Below are 22,703 nucleotides of genomic sequence, written 5' to 3'. Positions count from 1 at the left end.
AGGCCGGGGACGATCTTGTCGCAGACGCCGAGATAGACGGCGGCATCGAACATGTTGTGCGACAGGCCGACGGCGGCCGACATCGCGATCAGATCGCGCGAAAACAGCGACAGCTCCATGCCGGGCTGGCCCTGGGTAACGCCGTCGCACATCGCCGGCACCCCGCCTGCGACCTGCGCCACGCCGCCGGCCTCGCGCGCGGCTTCGCGGATCAGCGCCGGGTAGGTCTCGAACGGCTGATGGGCCGAGAGCATGTCGTTATAGGATGTGATGATGCCGAGATTGGGGACGGTATCGCCCGAAAGCGCATCCTTCTCGGCGGGGGAACAGACCGCAAAGCCGTGCGCGAGGTTGCCGCAGGACAGAACGGAGCGATGGACGCCCTTCGCGATCGCCTGGGAGACGCGATCGAGATAGGCTTCACGGGTTGGCTTGGACCGCTCGACGATGCGAGCGGTTATTTCTGCAATACGGGGATCGGCGGTCATGGGCTTTTCCTGTGCTTTGCGGAAGGCGCCCGGCAGAATGTGTCAGGGCGCCCAGTATATTTCCACGGGTGAGGAGGCGCGGGTGAGAACGGCTCGGATGGGCATTTCCGCCTCGTCATCGCCGGAGAGCGCCTTGTTCAGAACATCCTTCTTGGCCTCGCCTTCGATATGCATCACCAGAAGGCCTGCATTTTCGAGGCTGGAGAAGCTGAAGGTCAGCCGGGCTTCGCCGGCGCCTTCGGCATGAATGGCCATCACGCCGGTGGGCGTTGCCTTGTCGAGCGCCTTTGCAAGCGTGTCGCCTCCCGGGAAGAACGAGGCCGTGTGGCCATCGGTTCCCATGCCCAGCACCACGACATCGAAGGGCAGGCTCGCGGCCGTCACCTTGTTGGTCACGATATCGGCCGCTTCCTCTGCGGTTTCCACCTTCTGGTAGAGCGGGATGAAGCGGGCGCTGGCGGCTGGACCCTTCAGCAGGTTTTCCTTCACCAGAAGGTGGTTCGAGCGCGGATTGTCCTCCGGCACGAACCGCTCGTCGACCAGGGTGATGGTCACTTTTTCCCAGTCGATCGGCGCCGACGACAGCGCGCGGAAGAAGGCCTTCGGCGTCGACCCGCCGGAAACGGCGAGCGAGGCCATGCCCTTGTCGGCGATCGCGGCGGCAAGCTTGCTAGCGACGGCCGCGGAAAGGGCCGCGGCCAGATCAACGCCGTTTTCGAATGTGTGCATCGTCTCTGTCATCTCGCCCACCCTCACAGCGGCTCGTGCCAGGTGCGGCCGTCGCGCTCGATCAGCGCGATCGCCTTGGATGGGCCCCAGGTGCCGGCAGTGTAGCCGTGAACCGGCTGATTGGTCTCTTCCCAGGCCTTGAGAATCGGGTCGCACCAGCGCCATGCCTCCTCGACTTCGTCGCGGCGCATGAACAGCGTCTGGTTGGCGCGCACCACGTCGAGCAGCAGGCGCTCATAGGCATCCGGGTTGCGGACGTCGAAGGCCTGGGCGAAGCTCATGTCGAGCGCAACCTGGCGCAGGCGCATGCCGCCGGGTCCGGGATCCTTGATCATCAGCCACTGCTTCACGCCCTCGTCCGGCTGCAGGCGCAGCACGAGCTGGTTGGCCGCGATCCGTCCGGCGCCCGGGCCGAAGATCGAATGCGGAATTTCCTTGAAGGTGATGACGACTTCCGAAAGCCGGCTGGCGAGCCGCTTGCCGGTGCGGATGTAGAAGGGTACGCCCGCCCAGCGCCAGTTTTCGATCTCGGCCTTGATCGCGACAAAGGTTTCGGTGTCGGATTCGCCGCCGAGCTCCTCGAGATAGCCCTTGACGGCGCCGCCCTTGGAGGCGCCGGCGCGGTACTGGCCGCGAACGGTCATCGTGCTGGCGTTATCCTCGGTGATCGGCTTCAGCGAGCGCAGCACCTTGAGCTTTTCGTCGCGAACGGCCTCGGATTCCATCGAAGAGGGCGTTTCCATCGCAACCATGCAGAGCACGTTGAGGATGTGGTTCTGCACCATGTCGCGCAGCGCGCCCGACTTGTCGTAGTAGCCGGCGCGGCCCTCAAGCCCGACCTCCTCACCGACCGTGATCTGGATATGGTCGATATGATTGGCGTTCCACAGCGGCGCGTAGAGCATGTTGGCGAAACGCAGCGCCATCAGGTTCTGCACCGTCTCCTTGCCGAGATAGTGGTCGATGCGGAAGACCTGTTCCTCGTGGAAGGTCTTGGCGATCATGTTGTTGAGTTCCAGCGCGGAGGCGAGGTCGCGGCCGAGCGGCTTTTCAACGACGATGCGGGTCTGCTTGGTGATCAGCTTGTGGTCGCGAATGCCGTCGCAGATCGGGCCGAAGATCGAGGGGGCGACGGCCATGTAGAAGGCGCGCACCCGGTCCTTGCCGGGCTCCAGCATTTTCTTGAGCGCGTCCCAGCCTTTGTTGGTGGTGGCGTCGACCGGTACATATTCGATCCGTGCGAGGAATTTGGCGACCTCGTCCTTGTCGTATTCGCCGTCCTTCAGATGCTCCTTCAGCGCCTTGTCGGCATGCTCGCGGAACTGCTCCGAGGTCAGCTCGGAACGCGAGGCGCCGATGATGCGCGTCGGGTCGGTGAACTGTCCCGCAATCTGGCGGTGGTAAAGCGCGGGGAGAAGCTTGCGCTCGGTCAGGTCTCCGGTTGCGCCGAAGACAACATAGTCGAAGGGGTCGACGGGGATCATTTGACTGCTCATGGTCAGTCCTCTCAATCGTCAGCTGGTTGGCGGTGTTTTATCAAATCGATTTAAAAATGCCAGTCCGATTTCGAAAAAATCGGACATGGGCGAGAAAATGCAATCGGTCTTTCATCGGTCGGTCTCGGTCGTGAAGCGCTCGCGGGCCGGGTGCCGGCGCGCAAGCGCGAAAAAGAAGTCAACTAGATCAGGTCGCGAAGCGCGAACCATGTGAGGGCGAGGAACAGCAAGGGCTTGCGCAGCCGCTCGCCGCCGGGAAAGGCGGGGATTTCGAGGTCGCGGTAAAGCCCGAGATCCTGCGAGCGCCCCGCGATCTCGTCGGCATAAAGCTTGCCGCAATAATTCGACAGCATGACGCCATGGCCGGAAAAACCGCCGATCGAGGTGACGCCCGGCATGATCTCGTCCACCAGCGGCCGGCGCGGAAGGGTGATGCCCACCGATCCGCCCCAGGCATGGGTGATGTCGACATCGGCCAGTTGCGGATAGACCTGCACGATCTGGCGGTGGAGATGTTTGGAGACGTTTTTCGGATCATCGGCGGAATAGACCTCGCGCCCGCCGAACAGCAATTCTCCGGTCGGTGCCTTGCGAAAGTAGCGCACCACGAACCGGCTGTCATCGACCGATTCGAAGCCCGGCAATATCTTCAGCGCCTTGGGGAGCCGGGTGGTTGCGGCGATGAAGGAGCGGATCGGCATGATCTTCGCCGCCGTTTTCGGTTCGAGGTGCTCCTGAATATAGCCGTTGCAGGCGATCAGGGCCCGGTCGGCGGTAATCGTGCCACGCTCCGTCTCCACCGCTATCTTACCGTCGGCGCGGTCGATGTTGAGCGCCTTCGTCATTTCGTACAGGCGCGCGCCGGCCTTGGCCGCCGCCTTCGCCGTGCCCACCAGCAGTTTCAGCGGATGGATATGGCCGGTGCCGATATCGCGCAGGCCGCAGTAATAATGGTTGGAACCGAGCCGTTCCGCGGTCTCCTGCTTGCTCATGAACGACAGATGCGGATAGTCATAGCGTTCCGCCAGCGCCTCTGCGTGATGGCGATAGGTGTATTCCATGTTGCGCTTGTGGGCGACGGAAAGCTGGCCCGGCGTGAAGTCGATATCGATCTTCTGGGCGCGGGCGAAATCGAGCAGATGGGACTTGGCGTCCTCGGCCATGCGGAAAAACGCGAGCGAGCGCGCCTTGCCGAGCTTGTGCTCCATTTCTTCCGGCCACCAGTGCTGGCCGGTGCCGAGCTGGCCGCCATTGCGCCCCGATGCGCCGTCGCCGAAACGGGCTGCGTCGACCAGCACCACGTCAACGCCGTCGACCGCCAGTTGATAGGCCGCCTGAAGGCCGGTGAAGCCGCCGCCGACGACAATGACGTCAGCACTGGTCGAGCCGTCAAGCTGCGGATAGGTCGGCCGGTCGGCAAGCGTTGCCTGATACCAGGAAAGGCCCGGCGCAATCGGGCTTTGCCATTTCATTCGCGAAGGCCTCCGTCATCAAGGGTCGGTTACTGTTACACGTGAAGGAGCAGAAATTCCCGTTCCCACGGGCTGATCACCTCCATGAAGGTTTCGAATTCGCCGCGCTTGATTCCCGCATAGAGGTCGATGAACTCGTGCGACAGCACGGGAACGAGCGCCGTTTCGGCCTCCATCAGCGCCAGCGCTTCCAGCAGGCCGCGCGGCAGGTCGACAATGCCCTCATTGGCGGTGTCGGCCGTGGGCGCGGAGGGGTCCGCAAGGTTCTCGATGCCGAGATAGCCGCAGGCGAGCGAGGCGGCAAGCGCCAGATAGGGGTTGGCGTCGGAGCTCGGCAAGCGGTTTTCGACGCGCCGCGAATCCGGATCGGAAACCGGGATGCGGAACGCGGTGGTGCGGTTGTCATAGCCCCAGGCGGTGTTGACCGGGCAGGCCATGTCGGGGGTGAGACGGCGGTAGGAGTTCACATAGGGCGCCATCATCACCAGCGTGGACGGCACATATTTCTGCATGCCGCCGATGAAGTGGAAGAATTCCGGCGAGGGCTCGCCGTTTTCCAGCGAGAACACGTTGCGGCCGGTCTCGATATCGATCAGCGACTGGTGAATATGCATCGCCGAGCCCGGCTGGCCCTGCATCGGCTTGGCCATGAAGGTGGCGAAGGTGCCGTGCTTGGTGGCCGCTTCCCGGATGGTGCGCTTGAAATAGAACACCTGGTCGGCAAGCTCCAGCGGATCGCCATGGCGGAGATTGATCTCCAGCTGGGCCGGGCCTTCCTCGTGGATGAGCGTGTCGATCTCCAGCCCCTGCGCCTCGCAGAAGTGGTAGATGTCGTCGATGAGTTCATCGAACTCGTTGATGCCGGCAATCGAATAGGCCTGACCGGCGACGATCGGGCGTCCGGAGCGGCCGACGGGCGGAACCAGCGGCAGGTCCGGATCGTCGTTCTTGGCCACCAGATAGAATTCGATTTCGGGCGCGACCACCGGACGCCAGCCCTTCTTCTCGTAAAGCTCCACCACGCGCTTCAGCACGTTGCGCGGTGTGTAGGGCACTTCCTCGCCATCGGAGCCGACGACGTCGCAGATCACCTGCGCGGTCGGATCGCTTTCCCAGGGCACCGTCGTCAGCGTCGACAGGTCCGGCACGAGCTTGAGGTCGCTGTCGCGCGGCTCGTAGCGGAAGCTGCCGCTTTCATCCGGATAGTCGCCCGAAATCGTGTGGCGGTAGAGCGCGGAGGGGAGCGCCAGCGAGGTGTTGGAGGTGAACTTCGAGGTCGGCATCATCTTGCCGCGCGGCACGCCGGCAAGGTCCGGGGTGATGCATTCGATATCCTCGATGCCGCGCGCCTTCAGCCAGCGCGCTGCATCCTTCCAGTCCGCGACGCCGCGCGCGGAGGCGGGCGAGGACAGCACGGTTGGCTTCTTCGCCCGTTTGATTCTGCTGCTTTGGGTTTTGCTTGCGGCTTTCATGGAGATTTTTTTGGCTGGCATTTTTCTCGCCGGTTGTCATTGCGGTTTGCTGTATCATAAACACCCCTGACGCGTTGGCGAGGGGGCAAGTTGAGTTTCTGTCTCAAAGCCCGATGCCGCGTTGGGGATAACAGGCGCATGAAAGATTATGATGTCATTGTCGTGGGGGCCGGGGCTGCCGGTCTGATGTGCGCGGCCCGCGCCGGAAGGCGCGGCCGCCGCGTGCTGCTGATCGACCATGCGAAAAAGCCAGGCGAGAAGATCCGGATCTCCGGCGGCGGGCGCTGCAATTTCACCAATATTCACGCCGGTCCACGTAATTTCATCTCCGAAAACCCGCATTTCGCCAAATCCGCGCTGGCGCGCTACACCCCGCGCGATTTTCTCGATCTGGTCGAGAGCCACGGTATCGCCTGGCACGAGAAGACGCTGGGCCAGCTGTTCTGCGACGGGTCGGCGCGCGAGATTATCGCCATGCTGATGGAAGAATGCGCCAAAGGCGGCGTCACGGTCGCGCTCGAAACCACCGCCAGCGATATCGCCCGCATTGGCGAGCGGTTCACGATGCGGCTGAACGGCGAAACGGCATCATGCGCTGCGCTGGTGATCGCGACCGGCGGCAAATCGATCCCGAAAATGGGGGCGACCGGTTTCGCTTATGATGTGGCCGCGGGTTTCGGGATTTCGGTGGTGGAGCCGCGGCCCGGCCTGGTGCCGTTCTCGCTCGATCCGCTGCTGCAGGCGGAGTTGCAGCCGCTTTCGGGCATCGGCGTCGATAGCGCGATCGGCTGCGGCAAGACCGCCTTTCGCGAGGCGATGCTGATCACCCATCGCGGGCTGTCCGGTCCCGCCATCCTGCAGATTTCCTCCTACTGGCGGCCCGGGCAGGAGATCGCGGTGCGCATGCTGCCCGACATCGATCTCGCGGACGCACTCGTGAAGGCCAAGCGCGAGCACGGTCGGCAAAGCGCCGCCACCGCGCTTTCCGCCCATCTGCCGAAGCGGTTGGCACAGTATTTCGCGGAGAAAGCCGGCCCCGCCGGGCCTCTGGCCGACACGCCGGACAAGGCGCTTGGCGCGCTTGCCCGCGCCGTTCAGGACTGGCGGGTGAAGCCGGCGGGCACGGAAGGCTACCGCACCGCCGAGGTGACGCTCGGCGGGATCGACACCAATGCGCTGTCATCCGCCACGATGGAAGCGCGGTCCGTGCCGGGGCTCTATTTCATCGGCGAATGCGTCGACGTTACCGGCTGGCTTGGCGGTTACAATTTCCAGTGGGCATGGGCCTCGGGCGTCGCCGCCGGCGATGCCGTATGAGGTGAAAGCCGCCACGAAGGCGCTCGGCCAGTTCAGCCAGCCAATACCATGGTCTGGGAAGCGGGTTGGCGAAGGCGCGGTAATAATCGTCTTCCGGCACGTCGCGCCAGTTGACGTCGTCCGTGAGTTTTGGCGGGCGTCGGGTCATTGCGATGTCTCCTTTGTCGTGAGCCATCGCCTCTATTAAGCGCAAAAATTATCGTTTGATACCGGCTGAAATGAGGGCTATTTTTCATTCATGAAAAATGCCCCATGGTCTCATTATCAACTGTTTCTGCTGGTTGTCCGCCATGGCGGGCTCACCGGCGCTTCCGAGGAAAGCGCGCTGAGCCCGGCGACCGTTGGTCGCCACATGCTCGACCTCGAGCACCGGCTCGGCAGGACGCTTTTTGCCCGAAGCCCGCGCGGTTACAGCCTGACGCCGGACGGGGAAACGCTGCATGCGATGCTGAAGGAGGCCGAAGGCAGGCTGCGCCGGGTCGAGGACTGGGGCGGCGAGACGGCGGCCCCGACGCTGGTGCGCCTCGGCATTGGCACATGGAACGCCTTTCTGGTCAGCCAGCACATCAATGAAATCCGCGCGCCGGGCGATCCCGTCCGCCTCGAATTCCTCGTCGGCGAGCAGCGCGCGAGCCTTGCCCACCGGGAGAACCATATCGGCATCCGCGCCTTCCGGCCGGAGGAGACAAATCTTGCCGCCCGGCGCGTCTGTCCCGCCGCCTATGCCCCTTTCAGGGCGAGGAACGCTGCGGTCGCGGAGCAATGGATCGCGGTGACAAGGGAAGCCGCGATTTCGCGTTACCTCACCTGGCCCCACACGCACAACGCCAACGCCATCATCATGACGGCAAGCCGGCCACGCTCCATGCTTGATCTGGTGGAAGCCGGCGCCGGCATCGCCGTCCTGCCGTGTTTCATCGGCGACGCCAACCAGCGTCTCACCCGCGCGGGTCCGGTGATCGATGAACTGACCCACGACCAGTGGCTTGTCCTTCATGACGACGATCGCCGTCAGCGCGATATCCGTCAAGTCGCCGACCGGCTGTTCCGGTTCATGAAGGCCCGGGCGGAGCTCTACGCCGGCAGACGCGCGGGAACGGACGCCTGAGTTCCGGTCGCGGCGGGAACCGGGCAGTGCAGGCCGTTTTAATCGGACGCGGGGCCGGAGGGGATCTCGGAGACGCGCGCGAAGGCGGCCAGCGCATTGCCGCTGATATCGAGCGCGATCCCCGGCGCATTACCGCTCTTCGGCGTCGCCGTCAGCTTTGCCTCAAGCTGGCCGGTGGCGGTATCGACCTGTCCCTCGATCGTGACCTGCCGGTTCTCGCCTTCGATGGTGACGCCGTCGAGCGTCAGGATGGTGCCGTCGAGACTGCCCCGGCCCTTGATCGACTGGAAGGCATAGGGCGCCTGTTTCAGCGGGGAAAATGCAAAGGCATTGCTGTTTTCGGCGGTTGCCAGGATCGCGTTGAGGTCAAGCCAGGTCAACTGGCCGGAACCGGCCTCAAAACGGAAATTGCCCGACAGGCCGTCCTTGGCGTCCCGCTCCAGCGGCAAATTCGCCTGGTAGACCAGTTCAAGGGTGAGTGCGTCGCTTTCCAGCGGAACGCTGATCCCGAGCTGGCGGAAAAGCGGGCCCGATCTGACATTTTCGGCATTCAGCCGGACCTTGGCGGTGCCGGCATTCTGCACCGCGACATGGGCGAACAACGAGCCATTGTCGAGCCTGCTGTCGGCAATATCGAAACTGGTCTGTTCGCTGGTGCGGATGATGCTGGCGGCGACATCGGAAAGGGTGATGTCGGCAAGCCGCACGGTGCCGGCCGAGACCCGCAGATCGAGATCGGAGAGCGGCTCGCCGGTTCCATCGTTTGAACCTTCCGCCATCCTATCGATCCAGGATGGCAGCGAGGACTGCGCATCGAACAGCGCGATATCGGTGAACGCCATGGTCGCGGAAATCCTGGCGGGCTCATCGGGCGTCTTCATGACGATATCGAGAGCGCCGCTCGCTCTCGACTCCCCGATCGCCAGTTCCACGGGCGAGAAGCGCAGGGATGATCCGCTGCGCGCGACCTGGCCTTTAAGCGATGCCTTTCCCACTGTGCTGAGAAGCCGGGTCTCGACGCCGAGCCGGGTCATCAGATTCTGCAGGTCGGCGGTCGAAAGGGAGAAGCTGCCATTCAGGAAATAGGGCCGCCTGCCGGATGCCGTGCCCTGATAGCTGACCGAGGCAAGGGCGTTGGCAAGCGTGAGATCAACCGTGGAGGCGCCGCCGGCAAACATCGCGACCGGTTTGGCGGTCCTGAGCGCGATCTCGGTCGGCTCGCCGCCGATCTCGGCCGATCCCGTGAACCGGGCCGCGCCATCCAGCTCTTCCCAGTCCAGTTCTCCGGTGACCGCTTTCACGATCCGTGGATCGCCATTGCCATCGCCCTTGCCGGCAATGGCGATGGTGCTGTCGATCAGCCGCAATTCCCCCGGCCCCTTGCCGTCAATGCCGTCAATCGCGTCGCCTTCGCCATCCTGAATGGCCGCGACCGCCATCGCCAGCCTGTTCGCGGGCGCAGCGCCCGGAACGCCGGCATCTTCCAGCACGATGACGGCCTTGTCGAATGTCAGGTCGGAGAAGGCGGGATTGCCGGAAAGCGCGCCGAAAATGCCGAAATCGGCCGTCAACTCGGCCGCGTTTCCATAGACCAGAAGACCGCCGCCGCTCGGGCGGGCGATCGCGGCGCCATGCGCGGTGATCTTGGGACGGGGCCAGTAGGAAATCTCCGGCGTTCCCGCAACCGTCGCGCGTGCGCCGAGCCATCCCGAAAGCTCTCCTTCCAGCGCATCGCGCATGGAAGCGGGCGAGACGATGGTGGGCACGAGGTGATAGGCAGCCACAGCCAGAAGAATACCCCCCGCCAGCGCGTAGCGCACCCACCGTCTGCGGACCAGTCGGCGGGGCCGTTCCGAAAAAAGCGCGGCTGGCGATGGAATTCTCATGAGATAAGGCCTGTATCTGCACACTCCCGTCCCGGCGATAACCGAAAATTGCTAATGGCACAATAATGGGTTGTTTTTTGCGCACCGGCAGAGGCTGGTCGAATGACCGTTGTTTGCCGGTATTCAAAGCAAGGTCCATTGGCACAGAAACCTTGTCTCGCCGGGTTCCAGCGCTACACGGAGGCGCGAGCAGATCTAACGGCGCTGGATCTTCGTGCCGAATTCCACGCCCTGAGGGCCTGGCTCGACGCCGCTATTCCTGTTGTTTTTCAGGGTGTCGGGGCCCCGTTCCGACCGCGCCGGCTGGTTTAATTTGCCCCCAACCGTTGCAATCGGCGGTGCAGGGGCCTATATCAACCCCATCGACCATTGCTTGTGACGTTGTCCGGGGCTGATTGCCCTACCGATTTCCTCTCAAAATCGATCTCTTTCGCGAATACCCGCGAAGGAAACACCAATGAAGGGAAATCACTATGTCAACCGGAACAGTAAAATGGTTCAATGCTGCCAAGGGTTTTGGCTTTATCCAGCCTGATGACGGCAGCACGGACGTTTTCGTTCATATTTCTGCCGTTGAGCGTGCAGGCATGCAGTCGCTCAATGACGGTCAGAAATTGAGCTATGAAGTCGTTCGCGACAACCGCTCTGGAAAGAGCGCGGCCGACAATCTTCAGGCTGCTTGATCTTATTGCCCCTGGTTGACCACGGATGAACTGGCAACCGTTTCGGGAATTGGCGGATATCGCCCTATTTCAAGCCGCAGATAATTGTCATTCGCTGTCGCTGACCACGGATGTACTGGCAGTGACTGGGAAGAGGTCGGGTTAATCCCGGCCTTTTTGTTTTCATGTTGCCGCCCGTGCGCGCTGATGCGCCGCATGGCCGGGAACGTGGAAGAAACATAAACCAATCAAGGAGGTTTTCTTGCAGGTACTGGTAAGAGATAACAATGTCGATCAGGCGCTTCGCGTCCTGAAGAAGAAAATGCAGCGTGAAGGCATCTTTCGCGAGATGCGGGCGCGGCGATCTTACGAGAAGCCTTCGGAAAAGCGCAACCGCGAAGCGGGCGAGGCGGTTCGCCGTCTGCGTAAGCTGAAAAGAAAGCAGATGCAGCGCGAAGGTCTCCTTCCGTCGCGCAAGAAGGGCTAAAGCGCGTTCGCCAAGAGTGGAATCTGTCTTCCGTCCGGACGCGCGTGAGAACAAACAGACAGAGCGGGACCGTATTTTTCGTGAAAGGCGGACCTCTCCAGCGCCTACGCCGTCCGATCAGGGAGACTGCCATGACTACGACAAAAGATCAGTTGTTCAAGCCCGGCCGGGTTTCTGCCACGGACAAGCTGGCAACCACCGACAAGGTGGCGCGCGAGATTATTGCCGAAGAGGCAACCCGGCTTGTCACCAAGACGGAGCGTTTGCGCCGCCTACGTATCGAGCGGGAAGCGGCAGCTCCGGAAGAAAAGCCGAAGAAGGTCCGGGCCAAAAAGGCCGCGAAGTAGGGGCTGCTCCGGTATCGACGCGTCGGCATGACCGGCCCCGTCTTTCGCCCCGCCGTTTGACGCCGGGTGACGGAGTGATTTTTGAAAATGCGACGACCCGCCACATGGCGGGTCGTTTTGCGTTTGGGCCTTGTTTGCCGAAAACGCTGTGTTCATCGAATGACGCATTGTTCTTGCCGGGCGCGGACGGCATCTATCGTAAAACGCCCGCAAACGAGGCATGACCATGTCGGAGATATGCAGACTATGAAGAAAATAGGATTTTTGTCCTTTGGACACTGGACGCCGTCGCCGCAATCGGCGACCCGCTCCGCCGCCGACGTGCTGTCGCAGTCGATCGACCTTGCTGTGGCGGCCGAGGAACTGGGCGCGGACGGCGCCTATTTCCGGGTACATCACTTCGCCCGGCAATTGTCCTCGCCATTTCCGCTGCTGGCGGCCATCGGCGCGAGGACCAGCCGTATCGAGATCGGAACCGGCGTGATCGACATGCGCTATGAAAACCCGCTTTACATGGTCGAGGATGCGGGCTCCGCCGATCTGATTTCCGGCGGGCGGCTGCAGCTTGGCATTTCGCGCGGTTCGCCAGAGCAGGTGATCGAGGGCTGGCGCTATTTCGGCTACCAGCCCGGCGAGGGCGAGGACGATGCCGCCATGGCGCGGCGCCATACGGAAGTGTTCCTCGACCAGCTTGAAGGCAAGGGCTTTGCCGAGCCCAATCCGCGCCCGATGTTTCCCAACCCGCCGGGCCTGCTGCGGCTGGAGCCGCATTCGGAGGGGCTCAGAAAGCGCATCTGGTGGGGCTCGGCCACCAATGCGACGGCTGAATGGGCGGCGAAGCTCGGCATGAACCTGCAGAGCTCGACGCTGAAGTTCGACGAGACCGGCGAGCCGCTCCACAGGCAGCAGGCCGACCAGATCCGCGCCTATCGCGCCGCCTGGAAGGAGGCCGGTCACGACTGGACGCCGCGGGTTTCGGTCAGCCGTTCGATCTTCGCGCTCACCACGGATATGGATCGGGCCTATTTCGGCCGTGGCGGGAACGAACAGGATTCGATCGGCTATATCGATGAAAAGACCCGCGCGGTGTTCGGCCGTTCCTATGCCGCCGAGCCGGACCGGTTGATCGAACAGTTGAAGGGCGACGAGGCGATTGCCGAGGCCGATACGCTGCTGCTCACCGTGCCCAACCAGCTTGGCGTTGCCTATAACGCCCATGTCATCGAGGCGATCCTGAAACATGTCGCGCCGGGCCTTGGCTGGCGCTGACGCCTTTTCGGAGGCGGCGGGCGTTGCGTCCCGCCGCGTCAATTTGACACATGACAAGTTAGAACCTGCTTGCCCCGTGGCGCGTTCGCGCATACGCTTTCTCTAAGCAAATCAAAAACAACGGACCATGCCGGTCCGTTCGGGTGGGGACCCTGAGCATCGATGCGCGTAGGCGCGGCATGCATTTGCGACAAAAGGGGACTGGCAGTGCAGTTTTTCGATACGATTTTCAATTACATCAATGATCTGACCTGGGGCTGGGCGCTGGTGCCGTTCCTGGTCGTGCTCGGCGTGTTCTTCACGGCGGCGAGCGGATTCGTCCAGTTCCGCTTCTTCAAGCGCATGTTCGGCGTTTTGTGGGGCGATGAGGACGGCGATCCCTCCAAGATCAGCGCCCGCGAGGCGCTGTTCGTTTCGGTCGGCGGGCGCGTCGGCGGCGGCAATATCGCCGGCGTGGCGGTCGCGATCACGGCCGGCGGGCCGGGCGCGGTGTTCTGGATGTGGGCGATCGCCCTTGTCGGCATGTGCTCGGGCCTTGTCGAGGCGACGCTTGCCCAGGCCTATAAACGCACCGAGCCGAACGGCGATTATCGCGGCGGCCCGGCGCAGGCTATTATCTACGGCCTTGGCGAAAACTATCGCTGGCTGGCGCTGATCTACGCGGTCTGCCTGATCGCGGCCTTCGCGATCGGCTTCAATGCCTTCCAGGGCAACACCGTTGCGGGGGCCGCGGCGGACAGCCTCGGCATTCCGCGCTATGTCACCGGCATCGTGCTGGCGGCCGCCACCGGCTTCATCGTTTTCGGCGGCATTCATCGCATTGCCAAGGTTTCCGACGTCATCATCCCGATCATGGCCTTCGGCTATATCGGCATGGCGCTGGTGGTCATGCTCATCAATATCACCGCCCTTCCGGCCGTGCTGTGGGATATCGTCGCCAATGCGCTCGGCATTCGCGAGGCGGTGGCCGGCGGCATCGGGGCCGCAGTTGCCAACGGGCTCAGGCGCGGATTGTTTTCCAACGAGGCGGGGCTGGGCTCGGCGCCCAATGTCGCCGCCACCGCCTATGTCCGCCATCCGGTGAGCCAGGGCATCACCCAGAGCTTCTCGGTGTTCATCGACACGATGATCATCTGCTCCTGCACCGCCTTCGTGATCCTGCTTGGCGATGTCTATCAGCCGGGCCAGGAAGGGGTCGATGGCGTGATCCTGACCCAGCAGAGCATTGTCGACCATCTCGGCGCCTGGGCGCAGTATTATCTCACCGCGGCGATCTTCCTGTTCTCGTTCTCGTCGATCATCTACAACTACTATCTCGGCGAGAACGCGCTGGATTTCATGACCGACAAGCCGAGCGCGCTGCAGATCCTCAGGATCGTCATCATCGCCATCGTCTTTATCGGCGCGGTCGCGCCGGGGGCGACGGCGGTGTTCAACTTCTCCGATCCGATGATGGGCATCCTTGCGGTCGTCAACCTCCTGGCGCTGATGATGCTGTTCCCGATCGCGCTCCGGCTGATCAACGACTTCCGCGGCCAGCTCGCCGCGGGCATCAAACGGCCGGTGTTCGATCCGAAGAAGTTCCCGGATCTCGACACCGACCCGACGGCCTGGCCCGACGCGAAGTGATGTGAGGGCAGGGGCTTGCTGTCTTTCCGGCTGCGGCCGAGGTCGTAAGGATCGGTACTATGCGGGGAGACTCTATGCGATAGCCCTGCCCTCGCCCCGCAGGGGAGAGGGCGGCGCGGCTGCGCCGGGTGAGGGGCGGAACCCCGGCGCTTGTCGGTTACTCGGACCGATCAGTTCCCGAGAATGCCGGGCAGACGGAGACCGTTTTCCTTCGCGCATTCGATGGCGATGTCGTAGCCCGCATCGGCATGGCGCATGACGCCGGTGGCCGGGTCGTTCCAGAGCACGCGGCCGATGCGGCGGGCGGCATCATCGGAACCATCGCAGCAGATCACCATGCCGGCATGCTGGGAGAATCCCATGCCGACGCCGCCGCCGTGATGCAGCGACACCCAGGTGGCGCCGGAGGCGGTGTTGAGCAGCGCGTTCAGCAACGGCCAGTCGGAAACCGCGTCGGAACCGTCCTGCATCGCTTCGGTTTCCCGGTTCGGCGAGGCGACGGAGCCGGAATCGAGATGGTCACGGCCAATCACGATCGGGGCCTTGAGTTCGCCGTTCTTCACCATCTCGTTGAAGGCGAGGCCGAGGCGATGGCGATCGCCAAGCCCGACCCAGCAGATCCGCGCCGGCAGGCCCTGGAAATGGATGCGTTCGCGGGCCATGTCGAGCCAGTTGTGCAGGTGCGCATTGTCCGGCAGTAGCTCTTTCACCTTGGCATCAGTCTTGTAGATGTCCTCCGGATCGCCGGAAAGCGCGGCCCATCGGAAGGGGCCGATGCCCTTGCAGAACAGCGGGCGGATATAGGCCGGCACGAAGCCGGGGAAGTCGAAGGCGCGCTCGCAGCCCTCTTCCTTGGCCATCTGGCGGATATTGTTGCCGTAATCGACCGTCGGAATGCCCATGTCATGAAAGGCGAGCATGGCCTCCACATGGGTGCGCATCGAGGCCCGCGCCGCCTTTTCGACAGCCTTGGGATCACGCTCGGCCTTGTCGCGCCATTCGCCGAGGCTCCAGCCGGCAGGGAGATAGCCGTTCACCGGATCATGCGCCGAGGTCTGGTCGGTGACGATATCCGGGCGGACGCCGCGCTTCACCAGTTCGGGCAGGATTTCCGCAGTATTGCCCAGCAGGCCGACGGATTTCGTCTCGCCCGCCTTGGTCCAGGCGTCGATCATCGCGAGCGCCTCGTCCAGCGTCTCGGCCTTCTCGTCGACATAGCCGGTGCGGAGCCGAAAATCGATGCGGGTCGGATCGCATTCGACGGCAAGGCAGCAGGCACCGGCCATGACGGCCGCCAGCGGCTGGGCGCCGCCCATGCCGCCGAGCCCGCCGGTCAATATCCATTTGCCCTTCAGGTCGCCCCTGTAATGCTGGCGTCCGGCCTCCACGAAGGTCTCGTAGGTGCCCTGGACGATGCCCTGCGCGCCGATATAGATCCAAGATCCGGCCGTCATCTGGCCGTACATCATCAGACCCTTTCGATCGAGTTCGTGGAAATGGTCCCAGTTGGCCCAATGCGGCACGAGGTTGGAATTGGCGATCAGCACCCGCGGCGCATCCGCATGGGTGCGGAACACGCCGACCGGCTTGCCGGACTGCACCAGCAGCGTCTCGTCCTCTTCCAGCGTCTTCAGCGTCTCGACGATTTTATCGAAATCGCCCCAGGTGCGGGCGGCGCGGCCGATGCCGCCATAGACGACCAGCTCATGCGGCTTTTCGGCGACATCGGGATCGAGATTGTTCATCAGCATCCGGAGCGGCGCTTCGGTGAGCCAGCTCTTGGCGTTGAGTTCCGTGCCGGTCGGGGCGTGGATTTCGCGGGTATTGTGTCGCGGGTTGTCGGTCATTTTGTTCCCTCTTTTACATGCGCGCGGAGAACGACAGGCGTTCGATCCGCTCCAGAATGTCCTGCAGATGGCGGCGCAGCTTGCCGGCCTTTTCCTCGTCATAGGCGAAGGGCGGCGCTTCGGTGGCAAGGTGGGTCGACTGCGCCAGCTCCATCTGGATGGCGTGGACGCCGGTCGCAGGCTTGCCGTAATGCCGCGTCGTCCAGCCGCCCTTGAAGCGGCCGTTGACGGCATGGTCATAGCCCGGCGCAAGCGCAACGACGCCTTCCACGGCGGCCTCGAATTCCGGCGCGCAGGTGGTGCCGAGATTGGTGCCGATATTGAAATCCGGCAGCTTGCCTGCAAACAGGAAGGGAATGTGCGAGCGGATCGAGTGGCAATCATAAAGAATGGCGATGCCGTGCTCGGCCTTCACCCGCGCGATCTCCGTCGCAAGGGCCGCATGATAGGGAGCGTGGAAGGTCTTGAGCCGCGCCGCGATGTCGGCCTCGGTCGGTTCCTGGCCCTCGTTCCAGATCGGCTTGCCGTCGAAATCCGTCTCGGGGATCAGGCCGGTGGTGTTCTGGCCGGGATAGAGACTCGCGCCCGACGGATCGCGATTGGCGTCGATGACGTAGCGGTGGAAGGTCGCCTTCACCGTTGTCGCATCGGCAAGCAAGCCGTCATAGAGCCGGTCGACATGCCAGTCGGTATCGGCGAGCAGGCTGCCATTGTCGTTGAGCCGCGCGTGGATTTCCGGCGGCACGAAGGTGCCGGTGTGCGGAAAACCGAGAATGACGGGCGATGTGCCGTGTTGGACGATGACGGGATCGGTCATGGGAAAATATTCCTCTGTCTGGAGTTCCGGCCAACGCCGCTTGCCCTCATCCGGCCTTCGGCCACCTTCTCCCCAAGGGGAGAAGGGGAATACGGCACCGTTCTGTCTTTTTTCATTCGCCTGCGCTGGCTGCTTGCTTCCCCTCGCCCCGGAGGGGAGAGGGTGGCGCGGACGCGCCGGGTGAGGGGAGGAACCCGCAGCATATGTCGTTTTGCCACGGTCACGCCAAGCCTGTTGGAGCAACCCATCAAACCTTCAACTCCGGCAATAGCCCCGCCCCGACTGCATCGATCAGCGCGCCATCGCGCACCGCCGACGCCGCCTTTTCCAGGTCACCGGCCATGTAGCGGTCGTCTTCGAGCGTCGCCACCCGTGCGCGGAAGGCGGCAATGACCCGCTGCAGGGCCGGACTGGTGACAAGCGGCGCGCGCAGTTCGACGCCCTGCACCCCGCAAAGCGCCTCGATACCGATAATGTGGCCGAGGTTCTCGGTCATCGCCAGAAGCCGCCGCGCGCCGTGGCAGGCCATCGATACGTGGTCTTCCTGATTGGCAGAGGTCGGCGTTGAATCGACCGAGGCCGGATGCGCCATCTGTTTGTTTTCGCTCATCAGCGCCGCCGATGTGACCTCCGCGATCATCAGACCGGAATTGAGCCCCGGCTTTCTCGACAGGAACGCCGGCAGGCCGAAGGAGAGCGCCGGGTCGACCAGAAGCGCGATCCGCCTCTGCGCAATCGCGCCGATCTCGCAGACGGCAATCGCGATCTGGTCGGCGGCAAACGCCACCGGCTCAGCATGGAAATTGCCGCCGGAAACGACGCTGTCGTCGGAGAGCACCAGCGGATTGTCGGTGGCCGCGTTGGCCTCGATTTCGAGCGTGTGGCCGGCCTGGCGCAAAAGATCGAGGCAGGCGCCATCGACCTGCGGCTGGCAACGGATGCAGTAGGGGTCCTGCACCCGCTCGTCGCCCTCGATATGCGAAACGCGGATTTCGGAGCCTTCGAGCAGCGCGCGCAAGGCGGCCGCCGCATCGATCTGGCCCTGATGGCCGCGCAGCGTGTGAATGTCCGGATGGAATGGCGCCGGCGAGCCCATGGCCGCATCGGTGGAGAGCGCACCGGTGACGAGCGCCGTCGCGGCGCAACGGAAGGCGCGGAACAGGCCGGCGAGCGCGAGCGCGGTCGAAACCTGCGTGCCGTTGATCAGCGCGAGCCCTTCCTTGGCGGCGAGCTGAACGGGCGTGAGGCCGGCCTTTTCCAGCGCGTCTCGACCGGAAACCCGCTCGCCGGCGAAGAAGGCTTCACCCTCGCCCATCATCACGGCGGCCATATGGGCCAGCGGGGCGAGATCGCCGGAGGCGCCGACCGAGCCTTTTTCAGGAATGACGGGGATGACGCCCTTTGCCAGCATGCCCTCGATCAGCCGCACCAGTTCGAGCCGCACGCCGGAAGCGCCGCGCCCGAGCGAAATCAGTTTCAGCGCCATGATCAGCCGCACGACGCTGCCATCGAGCGGCGCGCCGACGCCGCAGCAATGCGACAGGATGAGGTTGCGCTGCAGGGTCGCCGTGTCGGCGGCGTCGATCCTGATCGAGGCGAGTTTGCCGAAGCCGGTATTGATGCCGTAGACGGGTGCATTGCCGGCCGCGATCGCGGCAATGCGGGCGGCGGCCTTTTCGATGGCGGCATCGCAACCGGGATCCAGCCGCACGGCATCATCGCCGCGATAGATTTTTTCCAGCGTGGCCAGCGTCACGCTGCCGGGGGTGAGAACAAGCGTCATCGTGCAACCTCGTGGCCGGCGACATAAAGCCGGGAAAGCGGATTGAAACCGATGCGGTAGACGAGTTCGGCGGGGGACTCGACATCCCAGGTCGCGATATCGGCGGCCTTACCGGCTTCCAGCGTTCCGGTTTCCTCCGCAAGGCCGAGCGCCCGGGCCGCATTCACCGTGACGCCGGTGAGGCATTCGGCGACTGTCATGCCGAACAGCGTCGCGCCCATGTTCATGGTCAAAAGCAGCGAGGTCAGCGGCGAGGTGCCGGGATTGCAATCGGTCGCAAGCGCGAGCGGCACGCCCGCCGCGCGCAGCGCCGCCATCGGTGGATGCTGCTTTTCCTTCAGCGTGTAAAAGGCGCCGGGCAGAAGCACGGCAACGGAGCCCGCTGCGGCCATCGCCTTCGCGCCGGCCTTGTCGAGATATTCGAGATGGTCGGCGGACAGCGCGCCATAGGAGGCCGCCATCGCCGCGCCGCCGAGGTTGGAAAGTTGCTCGGCATGCAGTTTCACCGGCAGACCCAGCGCCTTCGCCTTGTCGAAGACCGGCCGCACTTCATCCGGCGAGAAGGCAATGCCCTCGCAGAAGGCGTCAACCGCATCGACCAGACCTTCGCGGTGCGCCATCTCGAGGCCGGCGACCGCCACTTCCTCGATATAGGCGGCGTTGCGGCCCTTGTATTCCGGCGGGGTGGCATGGGCGGCGAGCCAGGTGGTCTTCACCCGGACGGGGCGCAGCGTGGCAAGCCGGCGCGCCGCGCGCAACATCTTCAGCTCCGTCTCGATGTTGAGGCCATAGCCGGACTTGATCTCGATGGTCGCGACGCCTTCCGCGAGCAGTGCATCGAGGCGCGGCAGCGCGGCAGCGACCAGTTCATCCTCGGAAAGCGCATTGGTCGCCGTCACCGTGGAGACGATGCCGCCGCCGGCGCGGGCGATCTCCTCATAGGATGCACCCTCGAGCCGCATCTCGAATTCCTTCGCGCGACTGCCGCCATAAACGATGTGGGTATGGCAATCGATCAGCGCCGGGGTTACCAGCCGGCCGCCGCAATTGACCTTTTCGAAACGGGCGCACCGTTCCGGCAGGCCCGCCTCGGGACCGGCGTGGACGATGCGGCCATCCTCTATGGCAAGCACGCCTTCGACAATGTCCGTGCCGCCAATCATGGACGCGATACGGGCGTTGATGAAAAGTTTGGGCGAAGCTGAAGCCATCCCTTTCCCCTTGTTGTCTTTGATTGGATATTATGTATATACATAACGCAATCACGCGCAAGAATAAAATGGGGCTCACCGCATGGCATCTCACCTCTTCGCCGAAAACATCCTGACGCCCGAGGGTTGGCGCGCCAATGCGCGGCTCGCCCTCGAAGGCGGCCGCATCGCCGGCCTCGCCTTCGAACAGACGCCTGAACCGGGCGACGAGCGCCACGGCATCATCGTGCCCGCCATTGCCAATGTTCACTCCCACGCCTTCCAGCGCGCCATGGCGGGCCTTGCCGAACGCCGCGGTCCCGCGAGCGACAATTTCTGGAGCTGGCGCGAGGTGATGTACCGCTTCACCTTTGCCATCGAGCCGGACGAAGTCGAGGCGATCGCCGCCCAGCTCTATATGGAAATGCTGGAGGCCGGCTTTTCCCGCGTCGGCGAATTCCATTACCTGCATAATGAGAAGGACGGCAGTCCCTACGGCAATATCGGCGAGATGGCGGAACGCATAGCGGCGGCGGCCGGCGAAACAGGCATCGGCCTCACTCTCCTGCCGGTTTTTTACGCCCATTCCGATTTCGGCGGCGCGGAACCGAACAATGGCCAGCGCCGCTTCATCCATGACCGCGACAGTTTCGCCCGCCTGATGGAGGCGTCCGCAAAGGTCGTCTCCGGCCTCGATCACGCCGTCCTCGGCGTCGCCCCGCATTCGCTGCGGGCCGTCACCCCGGAAGAGCTCGCATTTGCCGCAAGCCTGGCCGACGGCCCGGTGCACATGCATATCTCCGAACAGACGAAGGAAGTCGATGACTGCCTTGCCTGGAGCGGCAAGCGCCCGGTGGAGTGGCTGCTCGACAATACCGGCGTTGACGGCCGCTGGTGCCTGATCCACGCCACGCATATGACCGACGCGGAAGCCGAAGGCCTCGCGCGATCCGGTGCGATCGCCGGCCTCTGCCCGGTCACGGAAGCCAATCTCGGCGATGGCATCTTCCCGGCAAGCCGGTTTCTGGCCTCAGGCGGTGCCTTCGGCGTCGGCTCGGACTCCAACGTGCTGATCGGACTTGCCGACGAATTGCGCCAGCTCGAATATGCCCAGCGCCTGGGGGAGCAGGCCCGCAACGTCATCGCCGAGCCCGGCGGCACCACCGGCCGCCGCCTGTTCGACGGCGCGCTTGCCGGCGGGGCCCAGGCCATGGGCATTGAAGCCGGTATTGCGGAAGGTCTACCCGCCAGCTTCTTCTCGCTCGACAACAGCGCCGCGCCCTGGCTCAACGGAGATCAGGCCCTCGACGGCTTCATCTTCGCCGGCCAGGTAAAGCCCGATTGCCTCTGGGCCAATGGCGTCAAACAGGTCGAAGCCGGGCGGCATGTCAGGCGCGCGGCGATTGAGGCGCGGTTCCGCAAGGCGATGGCGGCGCTGATGGCGCGGAGCGGCTGAGCCTGACAGGGAAAGCGCGGATCCGGCGCCGCACGAAAATATCGGTCGAGGCAGGGCAGCGCTTCTCCTATTGTTATGTCTAGACAACAAAATCGATTCCCGTCTAGACTGGTGCCCTCGCAACAAGGGCCAAGACGCCCGTACAAAAGGGGATCATCAGATGAAATGGCTTGCAGCAACCGCCATGGCTGCCATGGCGCTTTCCACCTCCGTATATGCGCAGGAAACCAAGGTCGCCGTCGGTCTTTCCGGCTGGACCGGCTTTGCGCCGCTGACGCTCGCCAAGGAAGCGGGCATTTTTGAAAAGAACGGGCTCGATGTCGAACTGGTCAAGATTCCGCAGGCGAGCCGCCATCTGGCGCTGGCCTCCGGCGACATCCAGTGCGCGGCGACCACGGTCGAGACCTGGATCGTCTGGGCCGCCGCCGGGGTTCCGACGACGCAGATCTTCCAGCTCGACAAGTCCCACGGCGCCGATGGCATGGTTGTGCGCAACGAGATCGAATCGATCGCCGATCTGAAGGGCAAGACCGTCGCGGCCTCCGCGCCCGGCACCTCGCCCTATTTCTATCTCGCCTGGATTCTCAAGGAAAACGGCATGACGATGGACGACGTCAAGGTCGTCAACCTCGAGCCGGGCCCGGCCGCCCAAGCCTTCATCGCCGGCCAGAACGATGCGGCGATGACCTATGAACCCTATCTCTCGTCGGTGCGCGAGGCGCCCGACGCCGGCAAGATCATCGCCACCACGCTCGATTATCCGGCCGTCATGGACACGTTCGGCTGCACGCCTGCCTTCCTTGAGGAGAACCCGGACGCCGCCAAGGCGCTCGCCACCTCCTATTACGAGGCGCTCGACATGATCGCAGCCGAGCCCGAAAAATCCTACGAGATCATGGGCGCTGACGTGAACCAGTCGGGCGAACAGTTCGCCGGTTCGGCGCAGTATCTCGAATGGCAGGACCGCGATGCGGCGATTGCCTTCTTCGGTGGCGAGTTCAACGATTTCTCCGCCGATGCCGCCCAGCTGTTGCTCGACGCCGGCGTGATCCGCGAAATCCCGGACCTTTCGAACCTCGCCGATCCATCGTTTATCCAGGAGTGAGGCAAGCCGCATAGCCCCCGATCAATCTCCCCCCTTTGAGGGGGAGATGTCGCGAAAGCGACAGAGAGGGGTATTGGGCAGACGCCGCGAACTCCGAAACTGTCGAGAGGGTTCACCCCTCTCTGCCCCTGTCGGGGCATCTC

General features: G+C 63.6%; 19 protein-coding genes. 9 read left to right on the top strand and 10 right to left on the bottom strand.

Translation table 11 applies throughout. The features are described 5' to 3' along the window. The 5 genes from B4E36_RS18115 to B4E36_RS18095 all read right to left on the bottom strand — a co-directional run. A partial coding sequence (locus tag B4E36_RS18115) for a dihydroxy-acid dehydratase (protein ID WP_345900644.1) occupies positions 1–488 on the bottom strand: 488 nt, incomplete at its 3' end. Positions 489–530: 42 nt separating this feature from the next. Continuing rightward, positions 531–1,229, bottom strand: a complete 699-nt coding sequence (gene pgl / locus B4E36_RS18110; RefSeq protein WP_292054295.1) for a 6-phosphogluconolactonase — start codon at positions 1,227–1,229, stop codon at positions 531–533. A gap of 11 nt (positions 1,230–1,240) precedes the next feature. After that, complete coding sequence (gene zwf / locus B4E36_RS18105; protein ID WP_292054297.1) at positions 1,241–2,713, bottom strand: glucose-6-phosphate dehydrogenase; 1,473 nt, start codon at positions 2,711–2,713, stop codon at positions 1,241–1,243. A gap of 182 nt (positions 2,714–2,895) precedes the next feature. Further along, positions 2,896–4,185, bottom strand: a complete 1,290-nt coding sequence (locus B4E36_RS18100) for an FAD-binding oxidoreductase (protein WP_345900643.1) — start codon at positions 4,183–4,185, stop codon at positions 2,896–2,898. Between the two features lie 35 nt (positions 4,186–4,220). Beyond that, positions 4,221–5,657, bottom strand: coding sequence for a glutamine synthetase family protein (locus tag B4E36_RS18095; RefSeq protein WP_412768648.1), 1,437 nt, complete (start codon positions 5,655–5,657; stop codon positions 4,221–4,223). Between the two features lie 138 nt (positions 5,658–5,795). Between B4E36_RS18095 and B4E36_RS18090 the strand changes: the two genes are divergently transcribed. Both B4E36_RS18090 and B4E36_RS18085 read left to right on the top strand, forming a co-directional pair. Then, positions 5,796–6,974, top strand: a complete 1,179-nt coding sequence (locus B4E36_RS18090) for an NAD(P)/FAD-dependent oxidoreductase (RefSeq protein ID WP_292054303.1) — start codon at positions 5,796–5,798, stop codon at positions 6,972–6,974. 238 nt (positions 6,975–7,212) lie between these two features. Continuing rightward, the gene (locus tag B4E36_RS18085; RefSeq protein WP_292054306.1) at positions 7,213–8,082 is read left to right on the top strand and encodes a LysR family transcriptional regulator; all 870 of its coding nucleotides are present in this window, start codon (positions 7,213–7,215) and stop codon (positions 8,080–8,082) included. A 38-nt stretch (positions 8,083–8,120) separates the two neighbouring features. Here the strand turns inward: B4E36_RS18085 and B4E36_RS18080 are convergent, their stop codons facing one another. Then, complete coding sequence (locus B4E36_RS18080) at positions 8,121–9,902, bottom strand: AsmA family protein (protein WP_292054308.1); 1,782 nt, start codon at positions 9,900–9,902, stop codon at positions 8,121–8,123. A 539-nt stretch (positions 9,903–10,441) separates the two neighbouring features. Between B4E36_RS18080 and B4E36_RS18075 the strand changes: the two genes are divergently transcribed. The 5 genes from B4E36_RS18075 (at position 10,442) to B4E36_RS18055 (ending at position 14,362) form a co-directional block, all read left to right on the top strand. Beyond that, a complete protein-coding gene (locus B4E36_RS18075; RefSeq protein ID WP_018065178.1) occupies positions 10,442–10,651 on the top strand; it encodes a cold-shock protein in 210 nt (69 codons plus the stop codon). Positions 10,652–10,892: 241 nt separating this feature from the next. Then, positions 10,893–11,117, top strand: a complete 225-nt coding sequence (rpsU, locus tag B4E36_RS18070; RefSeq protein ID WP_018065179.1) for a 30S ribosomal protein S21 — start codon at positions 10,893–10,895, stop codon at positions 11,115–11,117. Positions 11,118–11,248: 131 nt separating this feature from the next. Further along, positions 11,249–11,464 (top strand): hypothetical protein, encoded by a 216-nt coding sequence (locus tag B4E36_RS18065; RefSeq protein ID WP_292054311.1) that lies wholly within the window; start codon positions 11,249–11,251, stop codon positions 11,462–11,464. A 246-nt stretch (positions 11,465–11,710) separates the two neighbouring features. Next, positions 11,711–12,733: an LLM class flavin-dependent oxidoreductase gene (locus B4E36_RS18060; protein ID WP_026173541.1), complete on the top strand. Its 1,023-nt coding sequence runs from the start codon at positions 11,711–11,713 to the stop codon at positions 12,731–12,733. A 207-nt stretch (positions 12,734–12,940) separates the two neighbouring features. Further along, entirely contained in the window at positions 12,941–14,362 is a 1,422-nt protein-coding gene (locus tag B4E36_RS18055; RefSeq protein ID WP_292054314.1) for an alanine/glycine:cation symporter family protein, read from the top strand. Between the two features lie 170 nt (positions 14,363–14,532). Here the strand turns inward: B4E36_RS18055 and hutU are convergent, their stop codons facing one another. From hutU to hutI, 4 genes are all read right to left on the bottom strand, one after another. Beyond that, positions 14,533–16,209 carry a urocanate hydratase gene (gene hutU, locus B4E36_RS18050; protein WP_292054316.1) on the bottom strand — a complete coding sequence of 559 codons (1,677 nt, stop codon included), beginning with the start codon at positions 16,207–16,209 and terminating at the stop codon, positions 14,533–14,535. Between the two features lie 13 nt (positions 16,210–16,222). Next, a complete protein-coding gene (gene hutG, locus B4E36_RS18045; RefSeq protein WP_292054319.1) occupies positions 16,223–17,026 on the bottom strand; it encodes an N-formylglutamate deformylase in 804 nt (267 codons plus the stop codon). 247 nt (positions 17,027–17,273) lie between these two features. Next, positions 17,274–18,809 carry a histidine ammonia-lyase gene (hutH, locus tag B4E36_RS18040; RefSeq protein WP_292054320.1) on the bottom strand — a complete coding sequence of 512 codons (1,536 nt, stop codon included), beginning with the start codon at positions 18,807–18,809 and terminating at the stop codon, positions 17,274–17,276. Continuing rightward, positions 18,806–20,020: an imidazolonepropionase gene (gene hutI, locus B4E36_RS18035; RefSeq protein WP_292054322.1), complete on the bottom strand. Its 1,215-nt coding sequence runs from the start codon at positions 20,018–20,020 to the stop codon at positions 18,806–18,808. The genes hutH and hutI overlap by 4 nt, the downstream gene beginning before the upstream one ends. An 82-nt stretch (positions 20,021–20,102) precedes the next feature. Between hutI and B4E36_RS18030 the strand changes: the two genes are divergently transcribed. Next, on the top strand, positions 20,103–21,455 hold the full coding sequence (locus B4E36_RS18030; protein ID WP_345900642.1) for a formimidoylglutamate deiminase: 1,353 nt from the start codon (positions 20,103–20,105) through the stop codon (positions 21,453–21,455). 160 nt (positions 21,456–21,615) lie between these two features. Next, positions 21,616–22,560 (top strand): ABC transporter substrate-binding protein, encoded by a 945-nt coding sequence (locus tag B4E36_RS18025; RefSeq protein WP_292054329.1) that lies wholly within the window; start codon positions 21,616–21,618, stop codon positions 22,558–22,560. Positions 22,561–22,703: the final 143 nt, after the last annotated feature.

This window comes from Martelella sp. UBA3392 (genome assembly GCF_002358775.1).
Classification (GTDB): domain Bacteria; phylum Pseudomonadota; class Alphaproteobacteria; order Rhizobiales; family Rhizobiaceae; genus Martelella; species Martelella mediterranea.
This window is presented reverse-complemented; position numbering and strand designations above follow the sequence as displayed.

Excerpts from the sequence above, each read along its gene's own strand:
- pgl (WP_292054295.1), bottom strand. The coding sequence starts at position 1,229 with ATGACAGAGACGATGCACACATTCGAAAACGGCGTTGATCTGGCCGCG.
- zwf (WP_292054297.1), bottom strand. The coding sequence starts at position 2,713 with ATGAGCAGTCAAATGATCCCCGTCGACCCCTTCGACTATGTTGTCTTC.
- B4E36_RS18100 (WP_345900643.1), bottom strand. The coding sequence starts at position 4,185 with ATGAAATGGCAAAGCCCGATTGCGCCGGGCCTTTCCTGGTATCAGGCA.
- B4E36_RS18095 (WP_412768648.1), bottom strand. The coding sequence starts at position 5,657 with ATGAAAGCCGCAAGCAAAACCCAAAGCAGCAGAATCAAACGGGCGAAG.
- B4E36_RS18090 (WP_292054303.1), top strand. The coding sequence starts at position 5,796 with ATGAAAGATTATGATGTCATTGTCGTGGGGGCCGGGGCTGCCGGTCTG.
- B4E36_RS18085 (WP_292054306.1), top strand. The coding sequence starts at position 7,213 with ATGAAAAATGCCCCATGGTCTCATTATCAACTGTTTCTGCTGGTTGTC.
- B4E36_RS18075 (WP_018065178.1), top strand. The coding sequence starts at position 10,442 with ATGTCAACCGGAACAGTAAAATGGTTCAATGCTGCCAAGGGTTTTGGC.
- B4E36_RS18065 (WP_292054311.1), top strand. The coding sequence starts at position 11,249 with ATGACTACGACAAAAGATCAGTTGTTCAAGCCCGGCCGGGTTTCTGCC.
- B4E36_RS18060 (WP_026173541.1), top strand. The coding sequence starts at position 11,711 with ATGAAGAAAATAGGATTTTTGTCCTTTGGACACTGGACGCCGTCGCCG.
- hutU (WP_292054316.1), bottom strand. The coding sequence starts at position 16,209 with ATGACCGACAACCCGCGACACAATACCCGCGAAATCCACGCCCCGACC.
- hutG (WP_292054319.1), bottom strand. The coding sequence starts at position 17,026 with ATGACCGATCCCGTCATCGTCCAACACGGCACATCGCCCGTCATTCTC.
- hutH (WP_292054320.1), bottom strand. The coding sequence starts at position 18,809 with ATGACGCTTGTTCTCACCCCCGGCAGCGTGACGCTGGCCACGCTGGAA.
- hutI (WP_292054322.1), bottom strand. The coding sequence starts at position 20,020 with ATGGCTTCAGCTTCGCCCAAACTTTTCATCAACGCCCGTATCGCGTCC.
- B4E36_RS18030 (WP_345900642.1), top strand. The coding sequence starts at position 20,103 with ATGGCATCTCACCTCTTCGCCGAAAACATCCTGACGCCCGAGGGTTGG.
- B4E36_RS18025 (WP_292054329.1), top strand. The coding sequence starts at position 21,616 with ATGAAATGGCTTGCAGCAACCGCCATGGCTGCCATGGCGCTTTCCACC.